Source organism: Paenibacillus farraposensis (assembly GCF_020736845.1).
GTDB classification, from domain to species: Bacteria; Bacillota; Bacilli; order Paenibacillales; family Paenibacillaceae; genus Paenibacillus; species Paenibacillus farraposensis.
Genome location: NZ_JAFFQR010000112.1, coordinates 116,285 through 130,863 on the forward strand (window position 1 = coordinate 116,285; position 14,579 = coordinate 130,863).

13 protein-coding genes are annotated in these 14,579 nt (G+C 50.6%); 1 reads left to right on the top strand and 12 read right to left on the bottom strand.

Features of this window, described 5'->3' with window-relative positions:
* Nucleotides 1-49: 49 nt before the first annotated feature.
* The 11 genes from smc to JO375_RS19085 form a co-directional block, all read right to left on the bottom strand.
* A complete protein-coding gene (gene smc / locus JO375_RS19035; RefSeq protein ID WP_229525945.1) occupies nt 50-3,619 on the bottom strand; it encodes a chromosome segregation protein SMC in 3,570 nt (1,189 codons plus the stop codon).
* A gap of 260 nt (nt 3,620-3,879) precedes the next feature.
* A complete protein-coding gene (gene rnc, locus JO375_RS19040; protein ID WP_229525946.1) occupies nt 3,880-4,578 on the bottom strand; it encodes a ribonuclease III in 699 nt (232 codons plus the stop codon).
* Between the two features lie 12 nt (nt 4,579-4,590).
* Complete coding sequence (gene fabF / locus JO375_RS19045) at nt 4,591-5,829, bottom strand: beta-ketoacyl-ACP synthase II (protein WP_229525947.1); 1,239 nt, start codon at nt 5,827-5,829, stop codon at nt 4,591-4,593.
* A gap of 226 nt (nt 5,830-6,055) precedes the next feature.
* Entirely contained in the window at nt 6,056-6,289 is a 234-nt protein-coding gene (acpP, locus tag JO375_RS19050; RefSeq protein ID WP_025334828.1) for an acyl carrier protein, read from the bottom strand.
* 110 nt (nt 6,290-6,399) lie between these two features.
* Nucleotides 6,400-7,149 (bottom strand): 3-oxoacyl-[acyl-carrier-protein] reductase, encoded by a 750-nt coding sequence (gene fabG, locus JO375_RS19055; protein ID WP_229525948.1) that lies wholly within the window; start codon nt 7,147-7,149, stop codon nt 6,400-6,402.
* A gap of 43 nt (nt 7,150-7,192) precedes the next feature.
* Nucleotides 7,193-8,134, bottom strand: coding sequence for an ACP S-malonyltransferase (fabD, locus tag JO375_RS19060; protein ID WP_229525949.1), 942 nt, complete (start codon nt 8,132-8,134; stop codon nt 7,193-7,195).
* Between the two features lie 81 nt (nt 8,135-8,215).
* Nucleotides 8,216-9,205 (bottom strand): beta-ketoacyl-ACP synthase III, encoded by a 990-nt coding sequence (locus JO375_RS19065; protein WP_229525950.1) that lies wholly within the window; start codon nt 9,203-9,205, stop codon nt 8,216-8,218.
* Nucleotides 9,206-9,213: 8 nt separating this feature from the next.
* Nucleotides 9,214-10,206, bottom strand: a complete 993-nt coding sequence (gene plsX / locus JO375_RS19070; RefSeq protein ID WP_229525951.1) for a phosphate acyltransferase PlsX — start codon at nt 10,204-10,206, stop codon at nt 9,214-9,216.
* Nucleotides 10,190-10,786, bottom strand: coding sequence for a transcription factor FapR (fapR, locus tag JO375_RS19075; RefSeq protein WP_229525952.1), 597 nt, complete (start codon nt 10,784-10,786; stop codon nt 10,190-10,192). Before fapR ends, plsX begins: the two co-directional genes overlap by 17 nt.
* Nucleotides 10,787-11,075: 289 nt before the next feature.
* Nucleotides 11,076-11,249 carry a 50S ribosomal protein L32 gene (rpmF, locus tag JO375_RS19080; RefSeq protein WP_007429979.1) on the bottom strand — a complete coding sequence of 58 codons (174 nt, stop codon included), beginning with the start codon at nt 11,247-11,249 and terminating at the stop codon, nt 11,076-11,078.
* 189 nt (nt 11,250-11,438) lie between these two features.
* Nucleotides 11,439-11,957, bottom strand: a complete 519-nt coding sequence (locus tag JO375_RS19085; RefSeq protein WP_229525953.1) for a YceD family protein — start codon at nt 11,955-11,957, stop codon at nt 11,439-11,441.
* A gap of 349 nt (nt 11,958-12,306) precedes the next feature.
* Between JO375_RS19085 and JO375_RS19090 the strand changes: the two genes are divergently transcribed.
* Nucleotides 12,307-13,542 carry a nucleotidyltransferase gene (locus JO375_RS19090; RefSeq protein ID WP_229526878.1) on the top strand — a complete coding sequence of 412 codons (1,236 nt, stop codon included), beginning with the start codon at nt 12,307-12,309 and terminating at the stop codon, nt 13,540-13,542.
* Here the strand turns inward: JO375_RS19090 and JO375_RS19095 are convergent.
* Complete coding sequence (locus JO375_RS19095; RefSeq protein WP_229525954.1) at nt 13,532-14,563, bottom strand: SepM family pheromone-processing serine protease; 1,032 nt, start codon at nt 14,561-14,563, stop codon at nt 13,532-13,534. The two genes, JO375_RS19090 and JO375_RS19095, sit on opposite strands and share 11 nt — an antisense overlap.
* Between the last annotated feature and the right edge of the window lie 16 nt (nt 14,564-14,579).

The window sequence follows — 14,579 nt, forward strand, 5'->3', positions numbered from 1 at the left end:
CTCCGTTGATCTGAAAGTATGTTCTTTTTATATCAGGCAATTTCATATATCAAGCAATTTCAGCTTCATCATCATCCAGCTTGACAGAGACGAGTTTGGAAACCCCGCCTTCCTCCATCGTAACCCCATACAGCACGTCAGCTTCTTCCATTGTTCCCTTACGGTGTGTAACTACTATGAACTGTGTCTGCTCCGAAAACTCCCGCAAATACTGGGCAAAACGCACTACGTTGGCTTCATCTAATGCAGCCTCGACTTCATCCAGCACACAGAATGGAACAGGCTTCACATGTAAAATGGCAAACAGCAGCGCCATCGCCGTTAACGCCCGCTCACCACCTGACAGCAACTGCAAGTTCTGCAGTTTTTTGCCTGGCGGCTGAGCTACGATGTCAATTCCCGTCTCCAGCAAGCGTTCCGGGTCAAGCAGCACCAGATCAGCACGTCCGCCTCCGAACAGCTTGGAGAACACCGTACCGAATTCACGACGAATGGCATCGAACGTGAATTTGAAGCGTTTGGACATTTCATCATCCATCTCACGAATAACCTGATAGAGCGTGGTTTTAGCCTCCACCAAATCAGACTTTTGCTCATCGAGAAACGTATAACGTTCATGTACACGCTGGTATTCTTCAATAGCACCCAGGTTCACCTCACCCAGTTCGGAAATACCGCGTTTGAGCTTTTGCACCTCGGCCTGTGTGCCTTCAATATCTTCCGGTACCGGATAGCGCTGCTTGGCCAGCTCATAGCTGAGTTCGTAATCATCACTTAACTTTTTGAGAATGTTTCCCAGCTCTACATCAAGCCGGTTTACTCCAATTTCCGTTTGGCGCAGCTGCTCTTCTACCGATTTAAGCTGAATTCGCTGCTCTTTGGTCTCATTCTCGGCCATTTCCAGCTTTTTGGACAAGCTGCTGCGTGCAGCCCGCTTGAATTCCAGCTGCTGCGAGGCTTCTTCCTTTTTCAATCGGTATTGATTGAGATTTTCAATCTGCTTTACGCTTTCCTGCTCATTGGTCAGCAGATCAGCTTCGATGGAAGCAAGCAAGGTCTTGTTTTGTCTCGAATCCTTGCCGAGGGTATCATAGTCTCCACGCAATCTGCGCAGCTGCTCTTCCAATGAAAAGCGCTCCTGCTCCAGCTTGCCTTCCCTAACCTTAAGATTGGTAAGCTCTCCCTGCAGCTGTTCTTTGGCAGATTCGTTGGCTTTACGAGCAAATTGGGCAGCCTGGATAGCTTGATGGGTCTTTTTCTCTTCCTCTTCCAGTGCAGCCAGCTTTGCCAACGCTTCTTCACGTGCAGCTTCCAGCTCTTTTATCTCTTGGTCGAAGCCCTTTTTCTCCTGACCCGACGCAGCCACCTGCTCCTGCACATGACGCAGCTCATGCTCCAGCTGTTTGAGCTCCATGGCCATCTGCTGCTCTTCGCCACGCTTCACATCTCCAGCCTGGCGGAGCTCATCCAAACGAACCTGAGTCTCCTCCAATTGGCGTTTGGTATCCACCGCGCTCTGACGCAGCCTCGCAATTTGCTGTTCCGTATCCAAAATGTCTTGGTCCAGCTGATCCAACTGGCGTTTACGTCCCAGCAGATTGGCATTTTTCTTAAACTGGCTTCCACCAGTCATGGAGCCGCCTGCATTGACGACGTCGCCTTCCAGCGTCACGACACGATATCGGTATTGGCAGCGGGCCGCAATACGATTCGCATCCTCCAGTGTGCGGGCAATCACCACATTTCCCAGGAGACTCCCTACAATTCCGGCATAGCGATCATCATACTGAACGAGGTCCGCACCGATTCCGACAAAGCCCTCGGCACTTTCCGCAATTTGACGCTCTCCGGTACCAAGCTGACGGGGACGAATGACATCCATAGGCAAAAATGTAGCTCTACCCAATTGGCGCTGCTTCAAAAAGCTGATCGCCTGTCTGGATACCGCTTCATTTTCCATGACGATATGCTGTACCGAAGCACCCAAAGCAGTTTCCATTGCCTGCTCCAAATGCTCAGGCACCCGAATCAGCTCCGCCACCGCTCCGTGCACACCGTGCAGGGTCTGTTTCCGTGCAGCCTTTAAAACTTCCTTGACCCCGAGCATAAAGCCGTCAAAGTCATCCTGCATCTCCTTCATCGTATCTCGCCGTGAAATTTGAGCCTCGCGCTTTTGCTCCCATTTACGAATGGTGCCTTGGCTTTCTTCCGCCAGCTTTTGCAGTGCATGATACTTTTCACTTCCCTGTATATATCCATTGCGTAGGCTGCTAATTTCCTGTCCCAGCTTTTGAATGGCGACTTCCAGTCCCTTTTTGCGCTGTTCCAGCTCAGCTTTTTGTGCTTCCCATTTCCCGGATTCATCACTTACACGTGTCACGCGCCGCTCCAGCGCTTCCTTCTGCTGGTCAGTATAACGGATTTCGTTGCGCGCCTGTGCCATCTGATTCATGAGCTCCAGCAGGTTGCCTTTAAGACTTTCCTCCTGCTCCTGACTGATCCCGTCTGTAACACCGATCAGCTTGGCCTCTTCATCAGATAGCCGCGCACGCAGCTCTTCAAGCTCTACGATTAACACAGACAGCTTTTCATTCAGCTGATCCAGTTCATCTTTGCGCTCAGAATGCCTTGTTTCACTCGTGCTGAGTGATAATATCAGTTGTTCCCGGTTAGCCTCCAGATTGCGTGTGCGCTCTTTCAGCAATTCAACGTAGCCTTCGCTCTTTTCTGTATTTTCACTGTACTGCAGCAAATCATTCTGCAAGTGCTCGACTTGCTCCTCTAGCTGGCGGAGCTCATTGCGATCGCTTTCCAGCATCGCATCATGACGAGATACCACTGTAGAGAGCTGAAGCTGCTCTTGCTGCAGTAGAGCCAGCTTGGAGGTTGCATCGGTCCACGAAGTGTGAATCTGTTCGATTTGATGGACGTACATCGATATCTCTTTTGCTTTCAGTTCTCCACGCAGCTCTTTGTAATGAATCGCTTTCTCGGATTGCTCCTTAAGCGGTCCGATTTGATCCTCCAGCTCACTCACCAAATCATGAATACGCAGCAAATTCTGTTCCGTTTCGTCGAGCTTTCGAACCGCCTCTTTTTTGCGCGATTTATATTTTACGATACCTGATGCTTCCTCAAAAATACCTCGGCGATCCTCGGAGCGGGTACTCAAAATCTCTTCAATACGCCCCTGTCCGATAATCGAATAAGCTTCTTTACCAATACCTGTATCCATAAACAGCTCGGTAATATCCCGGAGTCTGCATGATTGTCGGTTAATGAAATATTCACTATCACCACTTCGGTGGACACGGCGAGTTACCGTGACCTCACCAAAATCCAGAGGCAGCGCCTGATCTTCATTATCCAGCGTAAGCGATACTTCACCATAATTGACGGCCTTGCGAGCGTCGCTGCCAGCAAAAATAATATCCTCCATTTTGCCGCCACGCAGTGATTTGGCGCTCTGTTCGCCCAGCACCCAGCGAATACCGTCGGAAATATTGCTTTTTCCGCTTCCGTTGGGGCCAACGACAGCTGTAATGCCGCGGACAAATTCCATTTCCGTTTTATCTGCAAACGATTTGAAGCCCGCCAGCTCAATGCGCTTTAAAAACATGCTCAATCTCACCTCTAACATTTCAAATATGCTTGTACAACACCGTTTATCTGATAGACATGAATTATCCCTATTGTAGCATAAGAATCCCTTGGATAAAGCGCGGCACCTACGTTCAACGCCACAGTAACCAAACCACGAAAAAAGAGCAAAACGCAGTCCATTCGCCCTTGCGGACCGGGACTCCCCCGCGGACTGCCCTTTGCTCTTACTTTGTGTCCCCTGCTCGCGCAAGCCCGTCCGGGCCGCTCAGGTACCGATTACGATTCCTCCAGCTTCAAACGGTTTAAAGCTACCGCCGCCGCTTGCTGCTCAGCTTCTTTTTTGGAGCGTCCTGTCCCTGCCCCCAGCCGTTCGCTGTCCATATATACCTCGGCTACAAACTCGCGCTCATGGGCAGGTCCGCGCTCCTCCACAATCCTGTACTCAAGCATCCCCATGTTGTGATGCTGCGTTAATTCCTGAAGCTCTGTTTTGAAATCGCTCATCTGGAGCTTACCGTTTAACACAATTTGAGGAAAAATATAACGTTCCAGAAACGACCGGACGGCCTCCAGGCCCTGATCCAAATAAAGCGCGCCTACGAACGCTTCGAATACGTCAGCGAGCAAAGCTGGACGAGTGCGCCCACCCGTCAGCTCTTCACCTTTTCCAAGCAGTACATATTGCCCGAACTCAAGCCCGACAGCAAACTTCACCAGAGAAGGCTCGCAGACAATAGCTGCACGCAGCTTGGTCAGTTCGCCTTCGGGCCGGTTAGGGTACTGATTGTACAAATGCTCGGATACAGTCAGCTCCAGAACAGCGTCACCTAAAAATTCAAGCCGCTCATTGTCTGCATGCTGGCTAAACCGATGTTCGTTTACGTAGGAAGCGTGCGTAAAGGCCTGCTTCAGAAGCTGCCGGTTGTTGAATTGAATATGAAGTTTCTGCTGTAATTGCTTCAAATCTCCACTCAACGGACTGACCCCTTACGCTTCATATTTTTTTAGAATAATCGTAGCATTGTGACCGCCAAAACCAAAGGAATTGGACATGACCACATTCAGTTCCGCTTTTCTTGGCTGGTTAGGCACATAATCAAGATCGCATTCCGGATCCTGGTTGTCCAGATTGATCGTCGGCGGAATCGTCTGATGCTGAAGAGCAAGACTACAGATTACGGCTTCAACGCCGCCTGCTGCACCCAACAGGTGCCCTGTCATCGATTTGGTTGAGCTGATTGCTACCTTATAAGCATGCTCTCCAAGCGTTTTCTTGACTGCTTCTGTCTCCGATTTATCACCGACTGGAGTTGATGTACCGTGTGCATTGATATAATCAATTTCTTCAGGATTCAATCCGGCATCGCGGATTGCCATTCTGATACAGCGCGCCGCACCCTCCGGATCAGGCTCTGTCATATGATGGGCATCGCCTGACAAACCGTAGCCAATCACTTCGCCGTAAATGCGGGCACCACGCTTCAGAGCATGATCCAGCGATTCCAGGATCAGAACACCAGAGCCTTCACCCATCACGAATCCGTCTCTATCCGTATCAAAAGGACGACTTGCCTTCTCTGGCTCATCGTTACGTGTGGACATCGCCCGCATAGAGCAGAATCCAGCCATGCCGATCGGACGAATCGTTGCCTCAGCTCCGCCGCAGATCATGACGTCAGCATCACCACGCTGAATTATACGAAAGGAATCACCAATGGCATGGCTGCCTGTAGCACAAGCCGTTACTGGCGATGCATTAGGTCCTTTGGCACCGAGTGTAATGGACACTTGACCAGAGCCCATATTGGCAATCATCATCGGGATAAAGAAAGGGCTTACGCGTTTAGGTCCCTTTTCAATTAATGTATGATGCTGATCCTCCCAAGTACCCAATCCGCCAATACCGGAGCCTACAGATACGCCAACACGATCAGCTTCCGCATTTTCTCCGATAACAATTCCGCTGTCTTTAAGCGCCATTTTACTGGCTGCAACCGCAAACTGTACAAAACGGTCCATTTTGCGTGCATCCTTACGGTCAATATAATCCTCTGGATTAAAATCCTTAACAGAAGCGGCTATTTTCGTAGGGTATTCAGTGGTATCAAAAGATTCGATTGCACTGACGCCAGACTTCCCAGCCATCAGATTATCCCACAGTGTGTTCAAATCCTGTCCTAGCGAAGTGATTACACCCATTCCTGTTATAACAACCCGTTGTTTCAAGATAATCACCTCAATGTCTACTGCAATTGTATTTTTAAGCCGCACGCTCTTGTGCGAAAAAATAATATAGAATCAACTAAAGTTAGTAATGCCACATAATCTTTAGCCTTTGAACAAGTGACGCTGAGTCAAGCTCAAAAGAACGCGACAATTCCGTCTTTAGTTCAATCTGTATAATTAGGAGAAAGTCCCGCCTGTGACAGAACGGGACTTTTGCTGACATGAATTAGGTATGAGATTGTATGTAATTTACAACTTCACCTACAGTTGTAATTTTCTCTGCATCTTCATCAGAGATTTCCATATCAAACTCATCTTCCAATTCCATAACCAATTCAACTACATCGAGAGAATCAGCGCCTAAATCATCTTTAAAAGATGCTTCAAGTGTAACTTCGGCTTCGTCGGCTCCCAAACGGTCAACGACAATGCGTTTTACGCGCTCCAATACATCGGACATCCGGCTCACCTCCTCCTTTGGTATTATACGAAAATTACAATTAAAATGCCATAGAAGAGAGTGATCATTCATTTACTCTTCATCACGGCATGCGGATTGGCCACACGTCGCTACATGTACATGCCGCCATCCACATGCAAAGTCTGGCCCGTCATGTATGAGGAAGCGTCCGAGGCCAAGAAAAGCACCACGTTCGCAATTTCCTCAGGCCGTCCGAGACGGGCCAGCGGAATACCGCCAAGCATGCTATCACGCAAATCGTCAGACAGGACCTGCGTCATGTCCGTATCGATGAATCCGGGTGCTACACAGTTGACTGTAATGCCTCTTGAAGCAAGCTCTTTTGCAGAGGATTTGGTCAGACCTATCACTCCGGCTTTAGCAGCTACATAGTTTGCTTGACCTGCATTGCCAAGGACACCGACAACGGAAGAGATATTGATGATCCGACCGAAACGCTGCTTCATCATAGGACGTGTTACGGCCTTGAGGCAATTAAACACGCCTTTCAGATTCGTTTCGATCACCTGATCGAATTCTTCTTCCTTCATACGCATGATTAAATTATCTCTTGTTATTCCAGCATTATTCACCAGGATATCAATCTTTCCCCAAGCGTCAGCAACATCCTTGATTAACCGATCCGCCTCATCAGCACGACCGACATTAGCCTGAACCGTAATAGCCTCCACGCCCTTGGCCCGAATCTGCTCTGCTACCTCAGCCGCAGCCGCTTCGTTGCCAGCATAATTTACCGCCACATTAGCGCCTGCTTCGGCCAGCGCCAACGCGATACTACGGCCAATTCCGCGCGATGCTCCAGTAACCAGCGCCGTTTTTCCACTTAATGGCTTAGACATCATAGTACCTCCTTGCAAGTATGATAGGCAACTACTGTTGCTTTTAGCGGGCCTCCAGGGCCTCTGTTACGGAAGCAAACGATTCCAGGCTGTTTATATTATACAGCTTAACCGTTTTGTCGATTTTTTTAACCAATCCGGTTAAAACACTTCCAGGTCCGAACTCAATAAAGGTGTCAACTCCCTGTTCCAGCAGCCATGCCACACTGTCTTCCCATAGCACCGGGGAATAGACCTGATCCACCAGCAGCTGGCGAATTTCGCTACCCTCATGCACAGGTTTTGCCGTTACATTCGCCACAACCGGAACTTGAGCTTCCAAGAAGGTCACAGCCTCCAGCTTGCCGGAGAGCTTGGTTGCCGCTTCTTTCATCAATGAGGAGTGAAACGGACCGCTGACCTCCAAAGTAATAGCCCGCTTGCCGCCTGCTTCCTTCACGCGTTCAGCCACCGCAGCTACGCCTTCCTTCGTGCCGGATACAACGATTTGTCCGGGGCAGTTGATATTGGCCAGTTCAACCAGATGACCAGCCTCCGTAATATCACGGCATAATGCTGCCAGCGCTTCACGGTCAGCTCCCAGCACAGCAGCCATTCCGCCTTGTCCATCAGGTATGTCCTGCTCCATGAACTCGCCACGTGCACGTACAATCTCAACCGCGTCCCCGAATGCGAGAACACCGGAAGCCACCAGCGCACTGTATTCCCCAAGGCTGTGCCCAGCCACATAATCAGGGCGGATTCCTGTCTCCTTGAACGCTTCATGCAGCGCAATGCTCGCCGTTAGCAGCGCAGGCTGCGTATTTGAAGTCTGCTTCAAGGCCGTGTCCGGTCCTTCAAAAATCAATGTACTTAGCGCGAAACCCAACCGCTCATCCGCTTGACGGAATATCTCTTTTGCAGCTGGAATCGCTTCATAAGCGTCTTTAGCCATACCTACAGCTTGTGAGCCTTGCCCGGGAAAGATAAATACCGTTTTACCCATCTTGTATACACCTCTTTTGTATCCAATGCTTATTCTGTAAAATACCAGAAATTCGGTATTCTATCAAATCCGCCGATTTTTTTACCAGACAAGAACCGACGCGCCCCAGGTCAATCCGCCGCCAAAGCCCACCATCAGTACCCGGTCGCCTTCCTTCATACGACCTTCTTCTGCCGCTTCCACCAGAGCAAGAGGGATTGACGCTGCAGACGTATTTGCATATTTATTAACATTAATGACTACCTTTTCTTCCGGCAAATCCAGACGCTGCATCGCCGATTGGATAATGCGAATATTGGCTTGATGCGGAACGAACAGATCAATGTCATCCTTGGTCAATCCTGCTTTTTCCAGCACATCCACCGTTGCTGTTCCCATCACACGGACCGCAAACTTGAACACTTCGCGTCCGTTCATGTAAATATAATGCTGTCTATTTTCCACTGTTTCCGCACTCGCAGGCAAGCGCGAACCGCCAGCTTCCAGTTTGAGCAAGCTGCCTCCCGCACCTTCGGCACCAAGATCAAAGGATTGAAATCCTCTTCCTTCAGGTACTTCACCAATCACAACAGCTCCTGCACCATCTCCGAAAAGAACACAGGTATTGCGGTCGGTATAATCTGTAATTCGGGAAAGACAGTCAACTCCAATGATTAACGCATTATTATACATCCCTGTTTTAATGAAGCTCGTTGCCGTCGCCAGCCCGTATACAAAACCTGAGCATGCTGCAGACAAATCAAAAGCCGCCGCACCTTTTGCTCCCAACTTGTCCTGAAGAATACAGGCCGTTGACGGAAATGCCATATCCGGTGTAATTGTAGCTACAATAATCAGATCCAAATCCTCTGCCGTCATACCAGCAGACTTCAACGCCTTAATCGCCGCTTCGTAAGCCAAATCTGATGTAGCCTGCTCTGGGGCTGCAATATGGCGTTCCTGTATCCCTGTACGGCTGACGATCCATTCATCACTTGTCTCTACGATTGCTTCCAGATCTTTATTGGTCAGAATTTTCTCAGGAACATATTTCCCCGTTCCGATAACCCCAACCGGCCGTAATTTATTCATATCGTCACTCACTTCCTGCTAATTTCCTTAGATATACTTTCCACCAGCTGGTTTTGCAAAGCCGTACGCGCCTGTCTTACAGCATTTTTGATGGCAATGCCGTCAGACGAACCGTGGCTTTTCAAGACGAGCCCGCTCAGCCCCAGCAAGGGAGCTCCGCCATGCTCTTTGTAATCCAGCTTATCTTTCAGACCGCGAAGCTCCGGCATAATCAACGCCGCTGCCAGCTTGGTCTTAAGAGATTTGGTGAACTGTTCTTTCAGGAGGGAAAATATCGTTCCGGCCGTACCCTCCAGTGATTTTAGCATGATGTTTCCGGCAAATCCGTCGCACACCAGCACATCGCAATTTCCTGTTAATACATCTCTAGATTCAACATTCCCGACAAAATGAACAGGCAACTGCTCAATAAGCGGAAACGCCATTTTTGTCAATTCATTGCCTTTCCCGGCCTCGGTCCCGACATTCAGCAGACCTACCCTCGGAGAAGCCAGACCGTGAACTTTCTGACGATACAAGCTCCCCATCAATGCATACTGGGCAAGATGCTCGGGCTTGGCATCCATATTGGCTCCCAGATCCAGCGCCAGAATACCCTGATTATCAATCGTCGGTATCATCGGCGCAAGAGCCGGACGTTCAATACCTTCCATTCTCCCAACCACCAGCAACCCTGTGGTCATTAGAGCGCCTGTATTCCCTGCAGATATCATCGCATCCGCTTCGCCTTCTCTGACCATTCGACCGGCTACGACCATCGAGGCATCCTTTTTGCGCCGCACTGCCTTTACCGGCTCATCCTGCGCATCAATCATTTCGGATGCATGACGAATACCGAGATTCGCAGGCAGCGTTCTGCCGTTCAGAACCGATTCAATTCGTTCACGGTCACCAACCAGCGTAATGTCTGTATCCTTCCATTCCGCCGCCGCAGATAGCGCACCCTCTACCGTCGCCTCAGGAGCATGATCTCCCCCCATGGCATCAATGGCGATCCGCATGCTGACTTCCTCCTTCGCTATACTCTTCCTCCGTGGAGCGATAAATGACAAAGTTTCCTTGGAACACCATTTCCTCTCCTACGTAGGCAAACACCTCGACTTTGGCCTTCCCTTTTTGATTGGGATTTGAGCGTACATATGCCTTGGCAATACACTTTTCGCCCAAATGAACCGGACGGACAAAGCGAATATCCGCTGAGGCGGTCAATGCTATCTCATCATTAATCACGGCTACGGCCAATGAGTTGGCCTGAGCAAAGACGTAATGTCCCCGGGCAATGCCAGTTCGTGAAAAAACGTGTTCCTCTTTGATTTCGAAAATGGAAATCCCGCTTCGATCCAGTTGGAGATCAACTATATCCCCGATCACCTCATGCAAAGGCAAGGAACGAACCTGATCATAGGAGCGCTCAGCCATCAGTTTCAAACGCTCCCGCAACTCAGGGATTCCCAGCTCCATCCGGTCCAGCCGAATCGTCTGAATGCTTACCTTCAGCTGTCTCGTCAATTCCTGATCCGTCACGAACGGATTCTCATCAATTAATTGAGTCAGCCGCTGCTGTCTCTGTCTCTTCGGCAAACGTTCGATGTCGGTGACGCCTCCTTCCCTACAATAAACTTTCCTGCAAAAAACTGCCGTTCAGCCTACTCCTGGCTGCTTCACGTTCTAACGATGAAAGCTTTGAGCCGATTTGTCAACTTGTATGTATAAAGGAACCCCTTTAGCCCTTCTTTCTTAGAACCTGGTACTAAAACAGTATATAGCATGCTGACATAAAAAGAAAGCATGCAAATAAAAAAAGTGGTGCCTCACTGGAGTGAAGCACCACTTTCCCTGCGAGGATTCCAAAGAATCCGCTTATCGGAAATTATTGAGAGATGATCTCTCTAGCTTTGTACGTTCCGCAAACTTTGCACACATGGTGAGCAAGTTTCAATTCGCCGCATTCGGAGCATTTCACCATACCTGGTACTGCCAGTTTAAAGTGAGTACGACGTTTGTCGCGACGAGTTTTGGATGTTCTCCGTTGAGGTACTGCCATTATTCCCACCTCCTTAACCAGATCAACCCCGTATAACGGGTGTGACTTCTTATCTCATTCAAGACTGAGGATAACTTGCCGGAAGCAGTTACCTCACAGCCGGTGAATCAAGACCTGCAATATCCACACATGAGACTGTAGCTCTCCCATACCAACGGATGATGATTTTTTCAGAATTGAACCCAATTCTCATTTAAAAAAATCCTTAAGTCCTGCCAGACGCGGATCAATCTTATCTGTATCGCCATTATCACTGTCGTCAGAGCCGATGCTCCAGTTTTGCCCGGCTGCTGGTGTGATCCCCTGGCAGTCCTCGCTGCACACAGGCGCAAACGGCACATTCAATACAAACAGTTCTTTGCAATACGGTGCAATGTCAAAGGAATCCTCTGTCACTGCGATAAATTCGCCATCTTCATCTTCCTCTTCATTGCTTGAAAAGGTCTGCTTGAACCGTTCACGGAATTCGATCTTCAAATCCTCATGCATCGGATTCAGACAGCGGGAGCACAGCATGTCCAGCCCTGCGGCCAGCGTGCCTTCCACGCTCATCGAGCCTTGACCCAGACTAACGGCGACCAAATCAGTCTCCAGCGGGGAAACAGCCGTAACATCAGCACGGTCATCCACCAATTCACTCACATCAAGAGATTCACGGATAGACAACGGACCGTCACTTGCTGCTACTTTGCGAAAAAATAGTTGCATCACTATCACTCCAAACAAACAAAAATTATTATACCGACTGATCGAGTCGTTTGTCAACACCTTTCACTTTACACCCCAGCCAAATCCATTGGCCTTCCAATGGTACAGCAAGTTTTAGGCAGAAGCAAAATACACTGTATGAACCATGTAGTTGTAAGTATTCGTACCCGCTCCACTCTTCGTGTACAATAATGCGAGTATAAAGCTTTTGAGCTCAGGTCTCAACGCCCTTGTTCAATCCAATAATAAAAAGCAACGTAGCTCCCTGAAAAAAGTATTCGCTGCCGATCATGGCCCTTATTTTCAGAGCAGCTACTGGATCAGCTATAAAAAGGAGCGACATCCCGTCTTGAAAACACTTGGAGTTATTGTAGAGTATAATCCGCTGCATAACGGACATGTTCATCACTGGAAGGAGTCTCTGCGCATCACTGGAGCAGATCGTACGGTAGCCGTGATGAGCGGTCCTTTCCTCCAGCGGGGTGAACCCGCGATTACGGACAAATGGTCCCGCGCCGAAATGTCACTCGCCATGGGCGTGGACCTGGTTTTGGAGCTGCCTGTGGCCTATGCCGTCCAGCCGGCAGAATGGTTTGCCCACGGGGCGGTCGCCCTGCTCCGCGCCACGGGCGTCGTCGACGCGCTCTGCTTCGGCAGCGAGAGCGGAGACATCGCTCCGCTGCGCGCGCTAGCCCGCGTGCTGGCGGCAGAGCCGGCCGAGTTAAAGGCCGGCATCGCACAGCGCCTGCGCAGTGGCGCAAGCTATCCCTCCGCCTATGCGGGCGCCGCAGCCGCGCTTGTGGCCGAAGGAGCGGACGTCGCAGCGCTCGCCGCCCTTATGCAGCAGCCCAACAATACGCTCGGGCTGCATTACCTGATTGCGCTGGAACGGCTGGGCAGCTCCATTCAGCCCTTTACGGTAGTCCGCACCGGATCGGGCTACCATGAAGCTGCAGCCCCCGCGGACGGGGGCATCGCCAGCGCCACAGCCATCCGCCGTCTGCTGCAAGACGGCGGGCCGGAGGCCGCGTCGCCGTATGTACCTGCGGCGACGCTGGAAATTTTGCGGCGCGAGTGGCAAGCCGGGCGCGCGCCGCTGCAATGGGAAGCGTTCAGCCAGCCGCTGCTGAACGCCCTGATCGCGCGCAGCCCGCAGCAGCTGGCGGAGCTGCATGAGGTCACCGAAGGGCTGGAGCATCGGCTGCGGCAATCCCTGTACACGCTGCCCCAGCCCTCGGTCGAGGCATTGCTTGCCGCCGTCAAGACAAGGCGATATACCCGCACGAAGCTTCAGCGTATGTTCGCACATATTTTGCTGAATCATGCCAAAGCCGATATGACCCCGGCTGAGCTGGCAAAAGGGCCCGGTTATATCCGTGTGCTCGGCTTCAACGCGTTCGGACGCGAATTACTGGCGCGGATGAAGCAGACAGCAGCCCTTCCGGTCTGGGTTAAGCCAACCGCCGGATCACACCCCCATCTAGACTGGGATACGGCCGCTGCCGCCATACACGCAACCGGGATGCCGCGTCCTGCCATCCGCGAAATGTATGCCGATTACTTGCGGCCGCCTGTTATGGTTTGATGGGCAGCTTTTCCAGATAGCCCAGTGCATCGCCAAGTTTGCGAACCGGAACAACCTTCATCCGGGTTCCGATTTGATCTGCTTTGGCCTTGGCTTCTTTATAATTATCCACCGGGACGAAAAACAATTCTGCCCCCTGACGGTCAGCGGCGACAATTTTATACTTTGCACCACCGATCGCCCCCACCTGACCGTCCTTATCAATAGTACCCGTACCGGCGATCCGGTATCCCTTACTCAAGTCGCCTGGTGTCAACTGGTTATAAATTTCCAGCGTGAACATTAAGCCGGCCGAAGGTCCGCCAACATCTGTGGATGAAAAATGAATGGTTTGACGTCCATCCTTTGGCTCTACTTTTTGCACAGTGGCAATGCTGACGCCAAAGCCGGGGCGTTGTTTGCCCGTCTCGCTGTCCGTAATGGTCGTTAACGGAGCTTGCACCGTCAGCAGCTTGCCATTGCGCTTGAGCTTTACTTTGACTTTTGTCCCCGCCTGCTCATGCTCCAAAGCACGCCGAATCGAGTTATTATTGGCCAGCCTCGTACCGTTCAACTCCAAAATTTCATCTCCGGGCTCAAACACGCTATTTGTTCGGGGGACCTTAAACACATATACATAATCCGGTACAATCCGATACGGTACATGTGCGCGGGTGTAGGCAGCCTCCATGGCAGACGACTGGGAATCCCCCATATACCAGACCTGTTCTGCCGCATATTCGTCCTCACTTCTTCCGTGCAGACGATCCTCCTTGCGCTGAATCTCCGAATTGCTATCCAGCTTGGACAAGGCCAGCATGATGACATTGGCATAACGTGCCGCAACTGTCGTCATCATAAAGGTCCCCCGTTCATCGCGATCACCTTCACGGACCGTGACCATCGGCTTGATCTCGTTTGCCCCGCCTGGTCCATAGATTAGATAAGGGGTTGGCATGTAGACCAGCACATAAACCACGGCGGTCAGCATCAAGACATAACCGATTAAAAAAAGAGCACTTTTCCGGCTGATTCGCTTCATCATTTCTCCCCCTTGC

Bases quoted from the DNA above. Each gene is read 5' to 3' on its own strand.
- smc (WP_229525945.1), bottom strand. From the start codon at position 3,619: ATGTTTTTAAAGCGCATTGAGCTGGCGGGCTTCAAATCGTTTGCAGAT.
- acpP (WP_025334828.1), bottom strand. From the start codon at position 6,289: ATGTCCGATGTATTGGAGCGCGTAAAACGCATTGTCGTTGACCGTTTG.
- fabG (WP_229525948.1), bottom strand. From the start codon at position 7,149: ATGTCTAAGCCATTAAGTGGAAAAACGGCGCTGGTTACTGGAGCATCG.
- fabD (WP_229525949.1), bottom strand. From the start codon at position 8,134: ATGGGTAAAACGGTATTTATCTTTCCCGGGCAAGGCTCACAAGCTGTA.
- JO375_RS19065 (WP_229525950.1), bottom strand. From the start codon at position 9,205: ATGAATAAATTACGGCCGGTTGGGGTTATCGGAACGGGGAAATATGTT.
- plsX (WP_229525951.1), bottom strand. From the start codon at position 10,206: ATGCGGATCGCCATTGATGCCATGGGGGGAGATCATGCTCCTGAGGCG.
- rpmF (WP_007429979.1), bottom strand. From the start codon at position 11,249: ATGGCAGTACCTCAACGGAGAACATCCAAAACTCGTCGCGACAAACGT.
- JO375_RS19085 (WP_229525953.1), bottom strand. From the start codon at position 11,957: ATGCAACTATTTTTTCGCAAAGTAGCAGCAAGTGACGGTCCGTTGTCT.
- JO375_RS19095 (WP_229525954.1), bottom strand. From the start codon at position 14,563: ATGAAGCGAATCAGCCGGAAAAGTGCTCTTTTTTTAATCGGTTATGTC.